Annotated in this window: 25 protein-coding genes and 1 tRNA gene; 7 read left to right on the forward strand and 19 right to left on the reverse strand. The window is 55.8% G+C overall.

The annotated features are described in order from the left end of the window. Positions 1-50: 50 nt before the first annotated feature. The 3 genes from P186_RS01970 to P186_RS01980 all read left to right on the forward strand — a co-directional run bounded on the left by P186_RS01970 (position 51) and on the right by P186_RS01980 (position 1954). Positions 51-503 (forward strand): hypothetical protein, encoded by a 453-nt coding sequence (locus tag P186_RS01970; RefSeq protein WP_014287708.1) that lies wholly within the window; start codon positions 51-53, stop codon positions 501-503. A 124-nt stretch (positions 504-627) separates the two neighbouring features. Beyond that, entirely contained in the window at positions 628-1800 is a 1173-nt protein-coding gene (locus P186_RS01975; protein WP_014287709.1) for a PaRep2b protein, read from the forward strand. A gap of 23 nt (positions 1801-1823) precedes the next feature. Beyond that, a tRNA-Arg gene (locus tag P186_RS01980) sits at positions 1824-1954 on the forward strand. A gap of 8 nt (positions 1955-1962) precedes the next feature. On the opposite strand, the gene P186_RS01985 is transcribed toward P186_RS01980, so the two are convergent. Next, positions 1963-3246, reverse strand: a complete 1284-nt coding sequence (locus P186_RS01985) for a hypothetical protein (protein ID WP_237179444.1) — start codon at positions 3244-3246, stop codon at positions 1963-1965. A 376-nt stretch (positions 3247-3622) separates the two neighbouring features. Then, positions 3623-4252, reverse strand: coding sequence for a KEOPS complex kinase/ATPase Bud32 (locus P186_RS01990; RefSeq protein WP_014287711.1), 630 nt, complete (start codon positions 4250-4252; stop codon positions 3623-3625). Between the two features lie 44 nt (positions 4253-4296). Here P186_RS01990 and P186_RS01995 point away from each other — a divergent pair, with 44 nt between their 5' ends. After that, positions 4297-5418, forward strand: coding sequence for a radical SAM protein (locus P186_RS01995; RefSeq protein ID WP_014287712.1), 1122 nt, complete (start codon positions 4297-4299; stop codon positions 5416-5418). On the opposite strand, the gene P186_RS02000 is transcribed toward P186_RS01995, so the two are convergent. Together P186_RS02000 and P186_RS02005 are read right to left on the reverse strand one after the other, a co-directional pair. Continuing rightward, positions 5411-6310, reverse strand: coding sequence for a hypothetical protein (locus P186_RS02000; protein ID WP_014287713.1), 900 nt, complete (start codon positions 6308-6310; stop codon positions 5411-5413). The two genes, P186_RS01995 and P186_RS02000, sit on opposite strands and share 8 nt — an antisense overlap. 20 nt (positions 6311-6330) lie before the next feature. Then, entirely contained in the window at positions 6331-6501 is a 171-nt protein-coding gene (locus P186_RS02005) for a metal-binding protein (RefSeq protein ID WP_237179445.1), read from the reverse strand. 48 nt (positions 6502-6549) lie between these two features. Between P186_RS02005 and P186_RS02010 the strand changes: the two genes are divergently transcribed. Beyond that, entirely contained in the window at positions 6550-7092 is a 543-nt protein-coding gene (locus P186_RS02010) for a hypothetical protein (RefSeq protein WP_148682623.1), read from the forward strand. Here P186_RS02010 and P186_RS02015 read toward each other — a convergent pair. The 12 genes from P186_RS02015 to P186_RS02070 all read right to left on the reverse strand — a co-directional run bounded on the left by P186_RS02015 (position 7084) and on the right by P186_RS02070 (position 14790). After that, positions 7084-7974 carry a DHH family phosphoesterase gene (locus P186_RS02015; RefSeq protein WP_014287716.1) on the reverse strand — a complete coding sequence of 297 codons (891 nt, stop codon included), beginning with the start codon at positions 7972-7974 and terminating at the stop codon, positions 7084-7086. The genes P186_RS02010 and P186_RS02015 overlap by 9 nt on opposite strands. Next, complete coding sequence (locus tag P186_RS02020; protein ID WP_014287717.1) at positions 7959-8234, reverse strand: hypothetical protein; 276 nt, start codon at positions 8232-8234, stop codon at positions 7959-7961. Before P186_RS02020 ends, P186_RS02015 begins: the two co-directional genes overlap by 16 nt. 5 nt (positions 8235-8239) lie before the next feature. Next, positions 8240-8620 (reverse strand): prefoldin subunit beta, encoded by a 381-nt coding sequence (locus P186_RS02025; protein ID WP_014287718.1) that lies wholly within the window; start codon positions 8618-8620, stop codon positions 8240-8242. 21 nt (positions 8621-8641) lie between these two features. After that, complete coding sequence (locus tag P186_RS02030; RefSeq protein WP_148682624.1) at positions 8642-8860, reverse strand: hypothetical protein; 219 nt, start codon at positions 8858-8860, stop codon at positions 8642-8644. Further along, a complete protein-coding gene (locus P186_RS02035; protein ID WP_014287720.1) occupies positions 8853-9398 on the reverse strand; it encodes a ribosomal biogenesis protein in 546 nt (181 codons plus the stop codon). Before P186_RS02035 ends, P186_RS02030 begins: the two co-directional genes overlap by 8 nt. Beyond that, entirely contained in the window at positions 9377-9682 is a 306-nt protein-coding gene (locus tag P186_RS02040; RefSeq protein ID WP_014287721.1) for a 50S ribosomal protein L37ae, read from the reverse strand. The genes P186_RS02035 and P186_RS02040 overlap by 22 nt, the downstream gene beginning before the upstream one ends. A gap of 148 nt (positions 9683-9830) precedes the next feature. After that, positions 9831-10787 (reverse strand): hypothetical protein, encoded by a 957-nt coding sequence (locus P186_RS02045; protein ID WP_148682626.1) that lies wholly within the window; start codon positions 10785-10787, stop codon positions 9831-9833. A 132-nt stretch (positions 10788-10919) separates the two neighbouring features. Next, complete coding sequence (gene rrp42, locus P186_RS02050) at positions 10920-11741, reverse strand: exosome complex protein Rrp42 (RefSeq protein WP_014287723.1); 822 nt, start codon at positions 11739-11741, stop codon at positions 10920-10922. A 1-nt stretch (position 11742) separates the two neighbouring features. Further along, positions 11743-12483: an exosome complex exonuclease Rrp41 gene (gene rrp41, locus P186_RS02055; protein ID WP_148682627.1), complete on the reverse strand. Its 741-nt coding sequence runs from the start codon at positions 12481-12483 to the stop codon at positions 11743-11745. Further along, positions 12480-13187: an exosome complex RNA-binding protein Rrp4 gene (rrp4, locus tag P186_RS02060; protein ID WP_014287725.1), complete on the reverse strand. Its 708-nt coding sequence runs from the start codon at positions 13185-13187 to the stop codon at positions 12480-12482. The genes rrp41 and rrp4 overlap by 4 nt, the downstream gene beginning before the upstream one ends. After that, on the reverse strand, positions 13187-13885 hold the full coding sequence (locus tag P186_RS02065; RefSeq protein WP_014287726.1) for a ribosome assembly factor SBDS: 699 nt from the start codon (positions 13883-13885) through the stop codon (positions 13187-13189). The genes rrp4 and P186_RS02065 overlap by 1 nt, the downstream gene beginning before the upstream one ends. 11 nt (positions 13886-13896) lie before the next feature. Next, the gene (locus tag P186_RS02070) at positions 13897-14790 is read right to left on the reverse strand and encodes a thiamine-phosphate synthase family protein (protein WP_014287727.1); all 894 of its coding nucleotides are present in this window, start codon (positions 14788-14790) and stop codon (positions 13897-13899) included. A 38-nt stretch (positions 14791-14828) separates the two neighbouring features. On the opposite strand from P186_RS02070, the gene P186_RS02075 reads away from it, so the two are divergent. Next, on the forward strand, positions 14829-15752 hold the full coding sequence (locus P186_RS02075) for an AAA family ATPase (RefSeq protein WP_014287728.1): 924 nt from the start codon (positions 14829-14831) through the stop codon (positions 15750-15752). 25 nt (positions 15753-15777) lie between these two features. Here P186_RS02075 and P186_RS02080 read toward each other — a convergent pair whose 3' ends face one another. Both P186_RS02080 and P186_RS02085 read right to left on the reverse strand, forming a co-directional pair. After that, a complete protein-coding gene (locus tag P186_RS02080) occupies positions 15778-16002 on the reverse strand; it encodes a hypothetical protein (protein ID WP_014287729.1) in 225 nt (74 codons plus the stop codon). A gap of 14 nt (positions 16003-16016) precedes the next feature. Continuing rightward, the gene (locus P186_RS02085) at positions 16017-16433 is read right to left on the reverse strand and encodes an RNA-binding domain-containing protein (RefSeq protein WP_014287730.1); all 417 of its coding nucleotides are present in this window, start codon (positions 16431-16433) and stop codon (positions 16017-16019) included. Between the two features lie 47 nt (positions 16434-16480). Between P186_RS02085 and P186_RS02090 the strand changes: the two genes are divergently transcribed. Beyond that, the gene (locus tag P186_RS02090) at positions 16481-16744 is read left to right on the forward strand and encodes a hypothetical protein (protein WP_148682628.1); all 264 of its coding nucleotides are present in this window, start codon (positions 16481-16483) and stop codon (positions 16742-16744) included. On the opposite strand, the gene psmA is transcribed toward P186_RS02090, so the two are convergent. Then, positions 16741-17472 (reverse strand): archaeal proteasome endopeptidase complex subunit alpha, encoded by a 732-nt coding sequence (gene psmA / locus P186_RS02095; RefSeq protein ID WP_148682629.1) that lies wholly within the window; start codon positions 17470-17472, stop codon positions 16741-16743. The genes P186_RS02090 and psmA overlap by 4 nt on opposite strands. Positions 17473-17547: the final 75 nt, after the last annotated feature.

Below are 17547 nucleotides of genomic sequence, written 5' to 3' on the forward strand. Positions count from 1 at the left end.
AAACGCCTCTAGAGGCCGCGGCGCCGAGGTCTTGAGTAGATCCCCGGAAGGTGGCTGAAGAGGTGGTGCAAGAGCTGAGGAAAGCCTACGAGAAGGCGGCGAGAAAAGCTGGCATAACCCTCGACCGCTACACACAGCCGGGGGAGCACTGGGCCGGGGTGGTGCGGGAAATGGCCTTCGAAAACGCCTCTCTGACCCGCTACTTCCTCTCGTGGCTGTCTATGTACCTCTGGGCTGTGGAGGGCGACGAGAAGGCGGTGGCTGACTCCCTCACCGCCAATAAGGCGGTAGCGGAGTTCCTCACCGCCGCGGTGATGGGAGACGGAAGCATACAGACTAGAGAGGTGACGCTGGCGGTAGGCAGATTCTCCGCGGATGAGGAAAAGACTGGGCCCGTAACCCACGTCCACAAGGCGGCGCTGGCGCTGGCCGTTCTGAAGGCGGCTGGGCACGAGCCGGAGAGGGTGTACGCCAAGGCCGACGGGGGAGAGCCGGTGGTTTGAGCTGGCGTGGGGCGTCGACGCGGCCAGGGGCTTTCTGTCCAGCGCCTCTCTCTGGCTGTACGCGCCGGAGCTGGCCGGCGGAAGCGACGAGATAAGGATTAAGTACTCCAGGGCCCTGGAGGCCGTGGGCGTGGAGGCGAGGATAGAGGGCCTCACCGCCAAGGGCAAGAGGCCCAGGGCTAGGCTTGTGGTGAGGCTCGGCGGAGACGTGGCCGAGTACGCAATACGCCTGCGTGAAGGCAACGCTGTAGTGCTTGAATTCAACACAACTCGCCGTGAGGAGGCTGAGCGGAGGGCCGCCTTGCTAAGGGCTGTGGGGGTGAGGGCGGAGGTAGGTAGATATTACCACAAATCCCTCGGCCGCGACCAGTGGCACATAGACGTCTCGACCAACGCCCTAGCCGCCGAGTCGGTACACGAGGCTGTTAGGAAGGCCGTCGCTGAGTTCCTTCAGCGGTGCAGAGAGGCCGGCGCCATTGGAGAGGGGGCCTACAGACGCCTCGCCGCGAAGTTTGAGAGGGGCATGCCGGAGTGGGGAGAGGTAAAGTTCTCCGTAAAGCTGACAGAAGACGGCGCCGTGGTAGTACAATATAGACCCAACGACCCCCAGTCCTTTAACAAAGCGGTGGAGTTTCTGCTGGGGCTTGGCATGAGGGACACGTGCGAAGGGGAGTGGTGCATAGTACACTTCACCGCTAGGGAGCCGGAGGGCGGCAGGCCGGGCTACGTATACATCACCGCCGACGGCCTTAGGTACGTCGGCTGGCTCGCCCTACACGGCGACGAGAGAGCCCAGCGGCTGAAGGAAATGTTGCTAAAGGAAGCGGAGGCAAGGGGGAGGGAGGTGCGCCGGCGGCTGGAGGAGTACTTCCGCGAAGGCGAGCAGTGGGGCACCGTAAAGCCGCCCATTGAGAAAGAGGTCGAGGTAGAGGGCAGGAGGGTGAAGGTACGCATCGAGGAGGTGGAAGCCGGCGTAAAGCAAGGCAAGACAAGGGAACACCTAGTCGTAAGAGTGAAGGCAAAGGTGTTCGACGGGAACAGCGAAGCGGCAGTGGAGAAAGATGCAAAGTTCTACAAAGCCAGTCGCAACATGATTAAGGGCTACGTCAACATACACGCCGGCGCCGAGGGAGGACGCGAGGCAGACTACATACGCACCGCCGCCGTGCTGAAAACCCTCGGCGTAGAGAGCTGGAGCAGACAGAAAGGACGGATACGCCTCACCGGAGGCGCCCTAGACACCCTCATGCGCCTAGAACCCGTGTGCACCACCCTAGGCCAATGCAGAAAAACTTAAAAACACACAAAAAATTGTAAAGGGGGCCCGTAGCTCAGTCAGGATAGAGCGGCGGTGGACCCGGCCTAGGTCCGCCGAGCCTCCTAAGCCGTAGGTCCCGTCAAGCCCCCGCGTGGGGGCTTGGGATAGGGTTCGAATCCCGGCGGGCCCGCCAGAGGAATTTTATAAGTGTTGGAGCAGTTTCTGTAATAGCTTTTTCGCAATTGGCTTTTCTGCCGTCTTCAAATATTCTGCAATTCTCTTCTTTAGTTCTGGATCGCCTCTCGCCATCTGGATTAGCGCCCCGCCTGGGATGTATACTACATATCGACTTCTGTCTTTGTACATCTTAGCGTACGGCGCGAGCTTTTCCGCGGTCTTCTTAGCCTCTTCCTCGCTGGCTAGCCGCGTCTCTGCGTACAGCGTCTTGGCGGCGAGGTGGAGGCGCATCTTTACTCCGCTTATTAATATGTAAGTTGGATTAAAGCGTCTGACAGAGGAGGAGGTTAGCCACTTTAAGTAGGCCCATTTATGAGAGTGTAGCACATCGAGAAGCGGTGCGTAGGTCCCAGCCTCCGCCATGGCTCTTGCAATCCGCCTAGCCTCAGCTCCACATATAATTATGCGGCCGCTTGTAAATGTTCCTAGTTCAGATTCTAGCCCTGACACGTCTTTTATTGATATTTGGAGACATCTGCGGCGATCTACTACGCCGTCTCCAAGCCACCAGGTGAGGAGAGGTCTGTATACGCCCCTTTTCGCCATGGCTAAGGCGAGGCGCTGGGCCTCTTGCTTAGTCCACCTCTCTTCCCAGTCCTTGGCGATTAAGTGAAAGACCGTGGATAGTCCCCTTGCCGTGAGGGCGATGAAGTCTATACGCACCCACAACCTACCGGGTCGCGTGGCGGCCCAGGCTAGAATTTGCCACGGCTGTGTCGTGTTTAACCTGGGTCTACTATTCAATACGCCTTCGTCAGATGCCCGCCACCCGATCTGCAACGCCTCTAACTCTTCTCCTTGTAATATGTTGGGAAAATACAGCTCTCCCGACGCGCCACGTAGATGCAGTGTATATATTACAGACTTACTCATATACGTGTGGATACATGTTTCACCAGAACAAACGTAAAAAGTAGCCCCGTCCCCCTTCTCTACTTTAACACTACCTTCCTCTACAGCTCTACATATCTTTACTAATTTTTCTCTAGATTGATTTTCGGCGTTGTCCAGCAACGGAAACAGGCTGTCTACGAACTGTCTAAACTGCGCCGCAACATCATCTGGCAAGGATAAGGCTCTAGGCACTGCATCGGCTACGTACTGCATATACAGACTCCACTTTTTAAATAGCGTATAGACGCCGCCGCGCAACACTCCGCGCTCTCTAGACTCTTTCAACACAGACTCAAAAGTCGGCTCGGCCTCACTGCTCAACGCCAACCTACACCTCTCTTTCAACCTTTCCACCAGCCTGGTAACATCTTCGCTTGACATATTAAAATTCCGCTAGATGCCAGCTAAGCAGAGTCCCCATGGGTATGGGGATCTACATTTCCATATAACTCCTATCAGATAGGTTGTGCTGTGTAGATGTGGTAGATGTGGGCACATATGTTTACTCAGATTAAAGTCAACTACGGCGTCTTGCCCTCCCTCTATGCTTCGCCTTACTCGCCACTATTCCCTTGTCCTGTTCAAAAACGGCCAGCGATATTTCTATCGGAGCAGGCTCCAAGCTCTACACACAAGAACAACAGAAGACTGGCTTGAGCAAATTATAAATCTGGTCTATAGCTTGAACCGTAGGTCGTGGGTTCGAATCCCACCGGGCCCGCTACTTTTCTCAACTGCGCTCGGCGTAGCGTCCCGAGGCTCTTATCCGCGCGACTTCTTTCTCCACGGCTGTGGCTTTTTCGTGCATTTCTTGGCGGTAGCCTTCCCAGAACAGCGCCTTCAGCTCTTCGGCTTTTTCGCCGTAGAGGTCGAGTGTCCGTAGGAGCACGTTGACGTCTCGGGCGAGTAGGACCGCGGTTCTCCTAGTCCAGCCCTTCCTGTGTTCACCTAGCCCGAAGTCTATGAAGCACAGCCCTCCCCTTGTTAGGATTATGTTTGTGGGGGCGAGATCGCCGTGTATCAAGCCCGCGCTGTGCATCCTCCCCACGAGGCGGCCCACGTCGCGGAGGTGGCTGTACCTGCCTTCGCCTATCAAGTCTCGGAGGTTTTTGCCCTCTACGTACTCCATAATTATGACGGCCTTCTCCGGGTCGAAGAAATACACGGCGGGGGTCCTCACGCCGAGGGTGTGCGCCGTGTACATATTCCTGACCTCGTTGATGGTGCGCCTCCGCCTTATGTAGCGGTCTAGCTCGGGGTCTCTGTAGGCTTTGGGTTTTCGCCACTTGAGGACGGCCTTAAGCCCGAACCACTCCATCAGGTAAATCTCGGCCTCGGCGCCTTTGGCTATGAGTTGCACGGCGTCGCCTTGTTAAAGATTTTAAACTGATTCGCCTCTTATACGTGTCGTGGGTGTTGTATAGGCCCGACGCGGTGGCTGTGTGGCGGGAGCCGGTGGTTCGGGAGAGGCTTAGGTGGTACTACTCGGTGATGCGGGACGAGGCGCCGGCTAAGTTTCACATCGCCGCCAGGGTGGAGGCGCCGGCGGACTACTCCTCGATGGGCGACGACGAGCTGTGGAGGGTGCACGACGAGCTGGGCCGCGTCTTTGACGAGGAGTGGAGCCGCCAGAGGGAGAGGCCGGATATTTCGCTGGTGAAGAGGGGCCTCCCGGGGGCTTCGTTTCTAGATGTTAAGATCGAGCTTGCTAGGAGGCAGCTGAGGCGTTGTATGCTCTGCGAGAGGCGCTGTGGGGTGGATAGGACTGCGAGGGCCGGGGCGTGTCTTCTAGACGCCAGGGCCAGGGTGGCTAGCTACTTCCACCACCTGGGGGAGGAGGCGCCGCTGGTGCCGTCGGGGACTGTGTTTTTCGCCGGGTGTAACTTCCGCTGTGTGTACTGCCAGAACTGGGATATTTCCCAATTTCCAGATTCGGGCGTGGAGGCCTCTGCGGGGGCTCTGGCGGCTATTCAAGTGAGGCTGAGGGAGGAGGGTGCCCGCAACATCAACTGGGTTGGGGGCGAGCCAACGCCGAACATCCCCTACATACTCGAGTCGTTGAGAATCCTGGCTGGGAGGGGTGTGAACGTGCCTCAGCTTTGGAATTCCAACATGTACCTCACGCCCCAGGGCCTCTCTCTCATTCTCCACGTCGTAGACATATGGCTACCGGATTTTAAATACGGCGACGACTCGCATGCCCTTAGGTATTCCGTTGCGCCGCGGTACTGGGAGGTAACCACGCGGAATTTCTCGGTGATCTGCAGGAGGCGGGAGGATATCATTGTGCGGCATCTGGTGTTGCCGGGCCACGTGGAGTGTTGCACCAAGCCGGTGTTGAGGTGGCTTGCGGAGAACTGTAGACACGCTCTTGTGAATATCATGGATCAGTACAGGCCCGAGTACCTCGTTGTAAAGCTAAACCGCTACAGGGAGCTTAGGCGCAGGGTCTCTGAGGAGGAGATGGAGGAGGCGTATAGATACGCAGACGCCCTCGGCCTCGCCTGGCGGGAGGTCACTAGGTGATTCTCAGCATGTAGAGCTTGGCGGGGGGCGCCCCCTCGCGCTCCACGTCTATTTTCCCCGTGAGTATCAACAGGGCTGGGATGTGGGGGCTCTCCTCTATCCGCCTCCGCGTCTGCGGGTCTTTCAACGCCGTCTGCCACGCCTCGTGTATTTTCGACGGCGGCGTAAGTCTAAGGGTTCTTTCTAGGAGCTTCGTCGTGGTCTTGACGCACTGCCCCTTGGGGCAGTCCCGGCCCGCGGCTACCACCTTCACCGCGTAGTAGAGCATTGGTATCGTGATGCCCAGCCCCGTGGAGGGGTCTCTGTAGATTATGGCCGATCTGTTTCTCCACCTAGAGGCGATGCGCCACAGGAGTTGCGACACTATGTCGGGGTCGTCGGCCTCCACGGCGCCGCTTCTTATTATCCTGTCGGCCACGTCCTCCTCGTCGTCACCCTTGACTTGAAGCGCCCTCAGTCTGACCACTATGTCGAAGTCGCGCCCGTCTCTGCCTCCCCCCACCACCTTAGAGCTGAGCGACTCCACCGGCTTCCCCCCCGTGAAGAGTTTATCCAGCCCGTCCACCCTTGTACATGTGTAGAGGGAGAGGGAGGTGGAGCTTCCCGCCACCGTGGACTTCACTAGGGGGGGCCCGGCGACCCAGCACTCCCTCTCGCCCACCATCTTGTAGACGGAGGTGTGTAGCCTCGGCGCGTACCTCACCTCGGCGCCGTAGTTATCTACGGCCTCTAGAACGGCGATTTTGTTAAAGATGGGGCCCGACGTCACCACGGTCAGCTTGGTAATCTGCGCCAGGGCCAACACGCCCAGCCCCCCGAGGGGGGTGGACGCGGCTAGCACCTGCGCCGGCTTTATATACTCGATACACTCCTGGAGAGAGGCGCAGAACATGGCCGCTTGTAAGCGGCTATTTATAAATGTGGGCCCCCTCTCTTGGCGAGGTACTGGGCGTAGACCGCGCAACCGCTACCTCCGTTGTTACAGTACTTTTCTAGCTGCGTCTTCCTGGTCCGCCACTCCTCTGGCGGCATCAGTACGCACCTCAAGCCGTCTGCCGTGGGGCGCAACATGGGGCACCGCACAGGCCGCCTTGTTAACATTGTTTTTATATGTTTGCCTTTCCCAGAGGTGTGGAGTGCGACGTTGTGGTGGAGTATCTAGGCGAAAGGGGGATAGGGGCGAAGAGGGAGAGGGCGGAGCTCGTGCTCGCCTCGGTGGGGGATCTGCGGATAGGGTTCTGGTGCCCCCGGGACGAGTTCCCGGGTTTTGATGATATCGACGAGGTTAGAAAGACGCTGGGTATCGACTCGCTTGACGTGTTGGTGGTGGTTTCGTACAGGCCCTACGTGTTGGTTGACTACCTGAACTCTTTGCTAGAGAGGGCTCATAGATGGTATGGAATTCGGCTTGACCTAAAGCTACTGGGGGTGAGCTCCGTGGAGATCGAGACGGGTCTGGAGGAGGCTCTGGGCAGGGCTTTGGTGGAGAAGCCCTCGAAGCTCGGGAGGGGGGTTAAGACGGAGTACGTGTGTCCTCAATGCGGGCGGGATTTCCTCCACCTATATAGACAGGAGAAGTACTTTTCCAGGAGGTACAGGGGGCGGGTTGTGCAGAGCATATATGGGTGTCCCAGCTGTAGTTTCAAAGCCAGGAGGGTAGATCTCCTAGACTAGGGGGACGGCGTCGGGAAACAGCTTCTTTATCACCGCTCTCAGAAGGCTTGGCAACTCTCTCTTGCTTGTCCTCTCGCCCAGCACGGCGACTGCGGCTTCTCTATGCCCCCCGCCTGCCCCCAGCGACTTCGCCATCTCGGCTACGTTCACCTCCCGCGATCTAAAGACGAGGTGCACGCCGTCTTTTTTCAAAGAGGCCACAACAGCCACCTTGCAACCAGCCGATAGGAGCAACGCCGCCAAGTCGGACTCGTGCGCGCCTACGTGCGACGTGCAGATTATCCCTAATGAAGATTCGTAAATCTCCAGCCTCTGCATCCCCTTCAACAGCGCAATTGCCACGTGCTCCCCTCTCTGGCCCTCCTCGGCGCCTACCAAATCTCCCAGGACCCCGCCGACCTTCTCCATGAGGTAGGCAACCCACCTCAGAGTCTCAGCATCGGCTCTCCTCAACCGGCCGGTGTCTGTGTAGATGCCTAAAACGGCTAGCCTCGCCACCTCCGGCGGAATATCGACGCCGGCCTCCTCGGCCAGCGTCAGAGCGACCTCGGTACAGCTCGGCCTGTTGGCCACGACGCCGGGTATCTCATCCCCGACCAAGTGGTGATCCACTCTCACACATCTCCCACATATAGGGGGAATTTGGCTGAGAGACGCCACGTCGGCCAGCACGTATAAATCAACGCCGCTGGGGACCTCCTCTACGCATCCGCCCAGCGGGGAGCCCTCTGGACACACGACGGCGACAACCTCAACGCCAAGCCTCTCCAAAACCAGCTTCATTATCTCTGCACATGCCAAGGCGTCTGCGTCAGCTCTCCTATGCGTCACTACCGCGGCCCTCTCAGCGCCTCTCAACAAATCCCTTAGCTTTTCCAACATTTCTCGGCATCTCTTGGATCTAGGGGCCACCCCCGCTCCTTTACCAAATCTGCGATGCACACGCCCAACTCGGCGGCCTCCTCGACGACTTTCTGCAGGTAGGAGTCGTCCACCAGCACGCTTGCGTCGACGTCCACGTCCACCTCGACGTCGTTACCTGTGTAAGAAACGAAGACCGTGACGTGCTTGACCGCGTCCCCCAGCTTCTTCTCTATGTATCTAAGGACTTGGGAAGAAATAAACTCGTTGACGTCATCCATCTATGTTAGCCCCCGCCCTTCGCGGCCTCGGCGGCGCCTCCCTTGAGCCTCGCCAGCTCTTTGTTTATCTCGTCGCGGAGCTTATCAATCTGCTCCCTCAGCATGGACTCCTGCCTCGAAAGCGTCTTCACGTGTAGCTCAAGTAGCTCTTTCCTGTCTTTCAACTCCTGCAACGCCGCGTCGCGGCTCTGCGGCACGAGGAAGTTGCCGACGTTTTTAAAGATCCTCGCGTCTGGAGATAGACGCTCGATTTCCGCAATGGCCTTCTCCACTTCTCTCAACTCCGCCTCGTACTGCTGCTTCCTCAACAAGACGCTTTGCAACTGGGCTTGTGCTTGGTTAAATCTGTTAATTAGGTCTTGGAGAGATGGTGGTATCTGCGCCATCGGCAACACGCACCCTCTGCTTTATAAAGATTTCCACTCCCCAATGTGCTCCACTACGTACAACGCCCGCATTACTGTGTGGAGGAGCGACCTGAGGCTCGCCGCGTCGGCCGCCTCCGCCACTATGCTTCCCCCCTCTACGTAGAGGCGGCCTCGGGGAAAGCGCACCTCGCCCTCCAGGATTTTGAAGATGCGTAGCACGAGTTCGTCGTCGCCTACGTTAATCACTAGCCTATACATGTCTATACACCACTTTTCTTATCTTTATCGTGGAGGCCCTAGGCCCCAGGTCGCCTCCGAGCAACTCCACTAGGTAGCCCTCTCGGCGGGTGATTAGTATCACCGTGTCGAACAGCCCCCTCACGGCGTCCAGGCTATATATGATGGGGTAGTGAAATACCTCGGCGAGTATCTCGGCGAGCTCCCCGCCGGCCATGTCTACGATCACGGCGCTTTTGGCAGGCGGCCTCCTGGCTACGAACACGGGGAGCTCTCTACGCGTCTTGATGCCGGAGATTTTCAACATGTAGGGCTTCCACCGCCTGTTTGCTACGTCGTAGAAGAGCAACGCCGAGGGCATGCCGCGTCTATCCCAGATAAAAGCTATGTACCGCGCCCCGCAGGCCACAGCCTCTTCGAGAAGCGCGGCGAAGGACCTCTTGCCGCGTACAATCTTCCTGGCGCCTGGGAGGGAGTTAGCTAGGTCATTTACAAGCTCTAGGGTTTTTTTAGAGGGGTTTCTAGAGGTGGTTATAACTACTTCACAGCCTCTTTCCATTTAGCTTTCTGCGCCTCGACCTCTTTCAACTCCTCGGGGGCGAGGGCTCTGCCCATTATGGTCTGCGGAGTCCACGCGCCGCCGGCGAATGTGAAGCCGCATTTCGGGCATCTCCAGATGCCGAAGGCCAGCCTCTCAAGCCTAACAAGAGATCTGCAGCTCGGGCATCTGTGCTTGCCCTTCTGCTTAACCTCAATCGCGGCGACCTTACGGCGCAGGCCCATTCCGTACCTAGCGCCGTACCTCCCCGCAGGCCCAACGATCTTCGTGTGGCTAAAGGGCATAACGGACTTGACTACAGGCAATTTATATATTTTAAGACTGGGGGGATGGGGAGTCGGCAACTACCCATCGACTCGACCAAGTGCTTAGGTTGCCGCGCCTAAAGCGCCGTGTACAGCGTTAGTGAATGCGGCCTTGGGAAAAAGAGGCTTATTTTAGAATTACTGTGATTTCTCCCTTGCCTGTTGACGCTGGGTGTATCATAAATATCTCTGGCAGTGGATGTGGCAAGTAGCCTAGCGAGTTGTGGGCCACTACTAGGCGCGAGAGCCTATACCAGCCGCCGTGTTCGGGGATGTAGGTGGCCGATCTGTATATGTCCATAGCCGGTAGTAGCATCACGTCGCCGTCGAAGTAGAAGTAGTAGGTGGTGTTTCCCGTAGCCAGCGGCCGCCTATCTACGGGTCTTGAAAATCTCAGCTCTATGTCTGGCTTTAGATATAGTTTGCCGCCTTCATAACGCCACTTGAAAGGCGCCAGTATTATCCCCTGGCTACGTAGCCAAGGCTCCAACCTAGCCGTTTCGTTGAGCATGTGCATGGCAGTCTCCCGGCTGACAGAAATCTCCCTCTCAATCACCACAGCGTTGTACTTCATAGAGCCTTCCTCAACGATTACGAAGAAGGCTGTTTTATTTAGAACAGTAAGGCCGGGCAACTGGTAGTCTCTGTACACAACTACCGCGTTTACCCCGGGGGGCACGTAGAAGGGCTCCACACCTCGTACGGTGCCTTGTTTAGTTATGTTGTATACCTCGAAGAGTATCCAGCCGCCCTCCTCCCGCCCCCTATACGAACCCGTGCGGCATTGAGCCCTCCCGTCTTTTAACATCAACGTGATGTGCGTGCCGTTGTCAACAAACGCGGCGTCTCTACTCCATAAGTCACACCACTCCCCGTCTATATACAGCCTGAAGTAGAAATTAGAGCCGTTAAGAAAGCGTTCAAAGGCACCATCAGTATGCATTAGTGTAATACGAATCATATCGGTGTGGCGGTTGGATGAGCCATATGGAACAACGGCCATTATAATCGTTGCAACATATACGACAGCGACTATTGCTGATATCCCTATTATCAGTGGCAACCATCTGTATAAGCTATCCACATTATTAGTTGTGCATATGGATTTTTATTCCTTTCCTTGTGGAAAGACGTAAATCTTTCGATTTTAAGGTAAGGTTTAATGATCTAGCGTTTCGCGTGTAGCACTTCGGGGCTCAGGGCGGGACCTCTGGCGTTAAATAACGCTCTTGAGTGTTTCGAGGAATTTTTCTCTTCCCTTTAGCGCTAGGCTGAGGGCTGTTTCTAGCTCTGCCTGTGTGAAGTAGCCGAGCGTCTTCTGGGCGGCGACTATTTTGTCTTCTGAGAATGTAAATGTGATTCTGCCGTCTAGGCTGAGCTCCTCCTCGAAGGTGGGGTCTAGGAATAGGACGTTTCCTATCTTCCCCACCGAGGCCGCGACGGGGGCCTTGGCGACATCTACCGGCAGTGGTAATTTGTTATTGCGATCTAGCTTCACAGCCCCGGCTTCGTCTTTCACAGCTGTGGGGAGTTGGGTGTTTTTGAGGGCGGCTACGGAGGCTAGGTTAGCCGCGTCTACTAGATTCCCGTCGTCATTTATTACGTATAGATCGATCCAGAGTATATACGCCTTCCCCCCCTCCACGACCAGTTTTTTGAAGTCTACGTATCCGCAGTGTCTTATGCCTCTGTCAACAACCCTGGCGAGTTCTATAGCCGACTCGTCGGGGGGGCCCACCTCTGTGTAGGGCGACGCGTGGGGCAGGACCTCTGCGTTTACCACCAACACGCCCTCATCGGGGGCGTCGGGGAAGGGCTGGCCCAGCCCCACCTTGACGCCGGCGACTACATGCGTCTTGCCTAGCCTAACCTCGGCGGAGCCGTCGGCGGTCTTCACAACGCCGGTTTTTATCTCCACATCTCTCATCTGATCGGGCCCCCTCCCGTCTATCCTGTACTTGGCGGCGAGGAGCTTTCTGATCTGCTCCCGTCTGAGGTATGAGATAAACCGCTTCCCGTAGGGGCTTATCGACGCCATGCTACCTCCCGTATATCTCCTCGGCGATTGACGTGTATTTTGTCTTCAACGCATCTCTCGCTATTTGGTAGACGTGCTCCGCGCCTCTCACGGCGAGGTTGAGCGCTTGGAGGAACGCCTCTCTTGTCCACGCCCCGTCTAGCTGGAGGAGGGTAAACCTCTTTAGGTTGGGCATGTAGCCCACAGGGAGGTCACCCTCGCCGTATTGATCCTCGAGTCCGTTGAGATCCAACACCACAGTGCCGTCGACAAGCCCTACCGATACGCCTATTACCAAGTCCCTCATGTATATGCCGGCGTCTGCCAGCGCCAGCGACGCAGCCGTTAGCGAGGCCACTCTAGTGGATCCGTCTGCCTGTAGTATTTCGACGAAGACATCTATCCTAGATCTGGGGTACTGCTCAAGCATTATGGCGGGCTCAAGCGCCTCCCTCAACACCTTGCTAATCTCTATCTCGCGCCTGCTGGGGGTGGGGCTCTTTCTCTCGTCCTTGGTACTGAAGGGGGCCATGTGGTACCTAACTCGCATAACCCCGCGGTCGGGGAGCGAGAGGTGTCTGGGGTGCATCTCCCGCGGGCCGTATACGGCGGCCACGGCGGTGGTGGTGCCGTAGGAAACCATGGCAGAGCCGTCGGCGTTGCTCACGACCCCCACGGAGATCTTCACCTCCCTCATCTGATCGGGCGCCCTTCCGTCCGCCCTCACACCGTTTTGAAGTAAAGGTACCGGCGGCTTCTTCATACGGCGCCTTGTTGCCTCTGCGTTTTATACTTTTCTATCTCCGCCCTTATTCTGTCGGTGAGGCCCATGACGTGGCTCTCCGCCTCAATCTTCTTGATAAGCGTTGCCAGAAACACCTCGTCTCTTGTATCCCTACACCTTATCCACACCCTGCCGTTCTGCCCGACTATTATGTCGCACCCCACCTCCATCAACGTGTTGAGCATGCTACCCCTCTTTCCGATTAGCCGCGGGACTTTTACAGGGGTTATCTCCACGACCGTCCCGCTCTCCACCTTGCCAACGCGCTCCTCCTTCAGCGTGAGGATTATGGGATATTCATCTGTTAAATCGACGTCCTTGACCTTGGCAATTACCACGTCTCCTATGTTGAGGAAGGTTGTAAGCGGCGTGGTCTCGAGGTCCACGTGTCTATGCAACGCCTCGCTTACGGGGAGGTAGGCGGGCATGAAGGACCTCACGTCGATCTCCCAGCCGGTGGCCAGGACGTCTGTAACGTAGCCCACCACGACGTCTCCCTTCTTCGGCTTGTAGGTCCCCTCGAGCGGGACCACAACCACGCCGTCCTCCCGAAACTCCACGAGGCCAACCACTAGACTTCTATACCTACCGTTGTCCACATACACCGGCCCCTCGACTTTGCTGTCTGTCGTGGCTATTACGTCACCTGGAAATATCAGCTGGCGTGGGGTTACGAAGTACATTAGTATACTATTTCGAGGATTTTGATATCAGCGTCGCCGTGGGTTACGTCGTTTACCCTGGCAATCAAGACGTCTTGCAGACCTGCGGGTAGCTCTAGTACCGCCTCCCACGAGCCGTCGGATCTGTACCTCTCGTTTACTATCCTAGCCATTTTAGCCACCAGCCCCTTTACCTTCTGGGCGTAGGCTGAAGAGATTGATAGAGCTATCCTAGCCGTAGCTATCTTTATTGGGATTATTCTCTGTATCTCCTTTAAGATCTCCTGCACCTGCTCCTCGGCGGACTTAAATGGGTCGATAGATACCCGGGCTTGCTCTAGGGCGTTTTCCACTCTCTGTGGGGGGACCGGCGTCTTCGTCCTCACATCTATACAGTTGCGGGATATCCACTCAATTATCTGCCTCTTCTTATCCTCAATAAGCTTCCTCCTCTGCTCGGCGGTGAGTGGTATCTCGCCCTCTTTTATAATAATCTCGGCGATCTTCCTCACGTCGGAGGTGCCGAACACCTTTCTCAACGCCTGCTCCGAGGCACGTAGCCCCTTCTTGGCGTCTTTGTATATCTCTTCGTGAACTAACACCTTGTCTATCCCAAGGGGCTTCCCCATCTTTAGCTCCAACGCCGCGTCTGGATCTATCAATATCTCGAAGTGCTCTCCCCCCTTCTCCAGCTTCGCAACGGCGACTTTTTTAGTCATCGCCTTGTTCTCTAGACGTGTTTATAATCTTTAGGCCCTAGGCACTTCGCCAGCTCAATAACCTTAGTCGCCACGTCGACTGCGTCGATGCCGAAGATGTAGGCGTTAGGCTCAATGCCGCTACCTCCCATGTCGTACACGACGTCGTAGATCCCTTTCTGAAACGCCGCCGTCACGTTGGCGACGATCTCCTCCTCACTGTTGCTAGGCCCTACCTCGGCCACAGAAAACACTTTCCCCGCGCAGTCTCTAGCGACGTACGCCACGTTGGCCACGGCCTTTATCTCTGGGTGTAGCTTATTCACCTCACTTACTAAATTTGTTAAGAAGCGGGAGGCTCCTGGTCTAGGCCTCCCCCGCGCCATGATCTGGGCGCCCTCTACGTAGATCCTGCCCGGGTACCCGACGCCGCCCTCGGGGCCCAGCTCTACTATGTTCATCAACACCTTGGGCACCAGTCTGTAGCAGTCTCTACACCTCTTCAGGAGGTCGAAGGCCATCTCCACCCTCTTTGCCGTCTCTGTATACACCTGGAGATCTCTACATATTTCGCAATTACCCAGCTCCGGATACGCAGATCTGTGGAGGGGACACAGCCGTAGCGAGGAGAGGAGTCCCACCGAGTAGTTGTTTACATATCGCAGAAACTCCTCCACACTTGCGTACTCCACCAAGGTTGTCAAAGTCCTGAGCAGGCGCTGGAGCTCCTGCCTCTCTAATACCTTTAGCAACTTCTCTTCGTAGAGATGTTTGGGATTTTTGAGATATGAGCTAACTGCTGGTTGCGAAATTCCCAGCAACTGGCCTATACGGCTCTGGGAGTACCCCCTCTCGGCGAGTTGGTGCGCTACCAGTCCCTTCAGGGGCGTCACCACGACCTCAACGACGAACTCTAAGGGCAACACAGTACGACATTTTTAATACAATTATAGATTTTCGCTTGATGGTGGACTATGTAGAGGTCGAGATACGCGGCAGGAAGGCGGCTGCGCGCCTCGCCAGCGCGACTTTTATAACGGGGACAGGTAAGTCGACCTTTATCGAGATTATGTATAGAGTTTTGTCCAGCGTGGGTAAAAAACTGCCAAGGGTGGGAGGAGGGTGGAGCTTCTACGCGCAGAGCGGGGATGTGGCTTATTTAATCACTGTGGGCAAAAGCCGTGTAAGACAGTCTGTAGCTGTGGGAGGTGAGGAGTTGGTGTTTGAGTACATCCCCTCGAGAAGTGCGCACCGGATAGTGAAGCCTATAAACATGTCGGTGGCCGACGCCGACGTCGTCATCCCGCTGGTTAGGGCTGAGGAGCACGTGTCAATGGTGGCCGATGAGGATATCGAGAGGTTTAACTCCATGCTGGCAACAGCCAGGAAGGCCCTCGGCGTCAAGATACAGCTTCTAGGCCCCTACATAGCCCCCAGATCTGTGGTAGACGCCGAGGTTAAGAACGTGAATTTACTTGAACGCCATGGACGTAATTTAGTTGCCGTCTTGTCAAATCTAGCGCTCTATAGACCCACGGCGTATGACTCGATAAGGGCCATCCTCAGGAAGGTGGGCTTCACGGTGTCTGTGGGCTTGGCTAAGCCCGGCAAGATCGGCGCCTTTGTTGCTACTGGCACCTTGAAGATGCCGCTGGGAAAGGCGCCGTGTTCTGTAAAGAGCCTTCTCGCCCTCGCCGTGGCGCTGGAGCTAAAGCCCGACATTCTCGTAGTGGATAACCTAGACTACTGCCTGACGCCCAGCGTAGCGGAGGCGCTCACCTCAATACTTAGACAGAGACCAACTAAATTGGTGGCAGAGGTACATCACAGAGATGTGGTTGACTGGATTGGAGTACCTGACAAGGCCATAGTTGAAATTAGGCTGTAAACGTATACTACACGTAAACTTTGTTTTATGCAACTAGGTTTTTCAACTCGTCGAGAATCCTCAGAAGCTCTTTTAATTCTTCTATTTCTTGCCGAGCCATCTGCTCCGCCCCATGTATAACCTCTTTCGAGGGCCCCCCCACCTCCAGTTCGAAGATTACGTAGTTTACTATAGACCTGGCCCCGGCGCCTTCTAGCCTGTTTGCCACCTCTCTGAGTCTCTTTACCACATCTTCAGGTAGGTATTCCATATGGAGGTTTTTAGCTATCTTTTTAACGCTTCTCTCATCGAGAGAAGAAAACTCCTCATGTCGTCGACGGCCAGCGCCCTCCCCCGCACCTCCACGTAGACCACATCGTCGCTGTGGGAAATCTTCAAGACGCCCCTATACGCATACTGTTTGTCAAATTTTGCATATAGCCTAGTCCCCTCTATACCTGAAAGCATTACTAAAAACTCGATATCGTCAAGCCTCGCCACGATGGACTTCAAGGCTTCCAACGCCTCGCAGTCCTCTAGCCTGACTTGTACTATATTAATGACATTGCCGTGGTGGCCTCTGGCGACTGTCGCGACGTAGCGTCCAGAAACCACGTTTTTAAGTGCTTGTATTACCCTGTCGGGATCTTCCGTGGCGTGTATGTAGACCCTGGCGTGGAGGAGGGAAACTGGACATGACATGTGTGATACGTGTTGAAATGTATTTAAACCGCTCTGGAGGTGGGCCCGTGAGTGTGTATGTTCTTCAAAGCAGTGATGTGTCTCTTGAGTGCGACATGGAGTACGGCGCTGGCAAGGAAGTCGTGTGTATTGTAAGAGGCGCAGCACAGGAGTGTGTAGAGGGAGCAGTTAAGAGGAGTAGCTACGCCGACTATATGAAAGTCGTGAGGGGGGATGCGACTATGCTGTACATCTCGACGTCGGTATTTAAGGTTGGTAAGACACCGGGGGAGTTAGTGAAGGAGCTTTTCGTATTGCTACGACTGTGTTAACTCTTCTTAAGTAAGCCTAGCTTAGCCAGCAACGTGGCCACGTCGTCTTGACTCAACTTCTTAACCTTTTTCTCATCTATAGTTGCATACGCCACCTCGATGTTGGCGCTGTCTGAGATCTCTACGGCAGACGCCAGCGCCTTCACGGCCAGATCAATGCAGTCGCCCATTTCTAGATCGAATTTGTAGTTCTTCTCTAGGTACTCGGTGATTGTGCCCGACTCAGCGCCTATGGCTGCGGCAAAGTAGCCGATGTATACTCCTGAGGGATCTGTCTGGTACAGCCTCGCGCCGTGTCTGTCTATGCCGGCGATTAGGAGGGCGACGCCGAAGGGCCTCGCGCCGCCGAACTGTGTGTACTGTTGCTTCAGGTTACACACAGCCTTTGTCAAAAACTCAACGTCGATAGGCTCGTCGTAAATAAACCGGTGGCTCAGCGCCACGTCGCGGGCGTAGTCTATTAGTATCCGCGCATCGGCAAGGAGGCCTGAGGGAGACGCCGCGACGTGGTCGTCAATTAGATAAATTTTGTCAAGTGACGACGAGTCGAAAAGTGCCGATATTTTCCTTTTCTCAGCGGCAAGCACGACGCCAGATTTACACTTAACCCCCACGGTGGGCCACCCTCTTTTTACAGCCTCGCCAGCGTACTCAACCTGGTAGATTTTACCCTCAGGAGAGAAGATGGTTATTGCTCTATCGTAGCCGGCCATTGCAGGCGGAAACATGCACGCACTGAGATTGTGGCTTTATAAATATAATGACCCAGGGGGATGTCGCGCAGTCTAAAAATAGGGCGGCCT

Origin of the sequence: Pyrobaculum ferrireducens, assembly GCF_000234805.1 — an archaeon.
Taxonomy (GTDB): domain Archaea; phylum Thermoproteota; class Thermoprotei; order Thermoproteales; family Thermoproteaceae; genus Pyrobaculum; species Pyrobaculum ferrireducens.

Bases quoted from the DNA above. Each gene is read 5' to 3' on its own strand.
- P186_RS02030 (WP_148682624.1), bottom strand. From the start codon at position 8,860: ATGTATAGGCTAGTGATTAACGTAGGCGACGACGAACTCGTGCTACGC.
- P186_RS02035 (WP_014287720.1), bottom strand. From the start codon at position 9,398: ATGGAAAGAGGCTGTGAAGTAGTTATAACCACCTCTAGAAACCCCTCT.
- P186_RS02000 (WP_014287713.1), bottom strand. From the start codon at position 6,310: ATGTTCTGCGCCTCTCTCCAGGAGTGTATCGAGTATATAAAGCCGGCG.
- P186_RS02065 (WP_014287726.1), bottom strand. From the start codon at position 13,885: ATGACTAAAAAAGTCGCCGTTGCGAAGCTGGAGAAGGGGGGAGAGCAC.
- P186_RS02085 (WP_014287730.1), bottom strand. From the start codon at position 16,433: ATGTCATGTCCAGTTTCCCTCCTCCACGCCAGGGTCTACATACACGCC.
- rrp42 (WP_014287723.1), bottom strand. From the start codon at position 11,741: ATGGCGTCGATAAGCCCCTACGGGAAGCGGTTTATCTCATACCTCAGA.
- P186_RS02025 (WP_014287718.1), bottom strand. From the start codon at position 8,620: ATGGCGCAGATACCACCATCTCTCCAAGACCTAATTAACAGATTTAAC.
- rrp41 (WP_148682627.1), bottom strand. From the start codon at position 12,483: ATGAAGAAGCCGCCGGTACCTTTACTTCAAAACGGTGTGAGGGCGGAC.
- P186_RS02075 (WP_014287728.1), top strand. From the start codon at position 14,829: ATGGTGGACTATGTAGAGGTCGAGATACGCGGCAGGAAGGCGGCTGCG.
- P186_RS02015 (WP_014287716.1), bottom strand. From the start codon at position 7,974: ATGTTGGAAAAGCTAAGGGATTTGTTGAGAGGCGCTGAGAGGGCCGCG.
- P186_RS02040 (WP_014287721.1), bottom strand. From the start codon at position 9,682: ATGCCCTTTAGCCACACGAAGATCGTTGGGCCTGCGGGGAGGTACGGC.
- P186_RS02020 (WP_014287717.1), bottom strand. From the start codon at position 8,234: ATGGATGACGTCAACGAGTTTATTTCTTCCCAAGTCCTTAGATACATA.
- psmA (WP_148682629.1), bottom strand. From the start codon at position 17,472: ATGTTTCCGCCTGCAATGGCCGGCTACGATAGAGCAATAACCATCTTC.
- rrp4 (WP_014287725.1), bottom strand. From the start codon at position 13,187: ATGTACTTCGTAACCCCACGCCAGCTGATATTTCCAGGTGACGTAATA.
- P186_RS02080 (WP_014287729.1), bottom strand. From the start codon at position 16,002: ATGGAATACCTACCTGAAGATGTGGTAAAGAGACTCAGAGAGGTGGCA.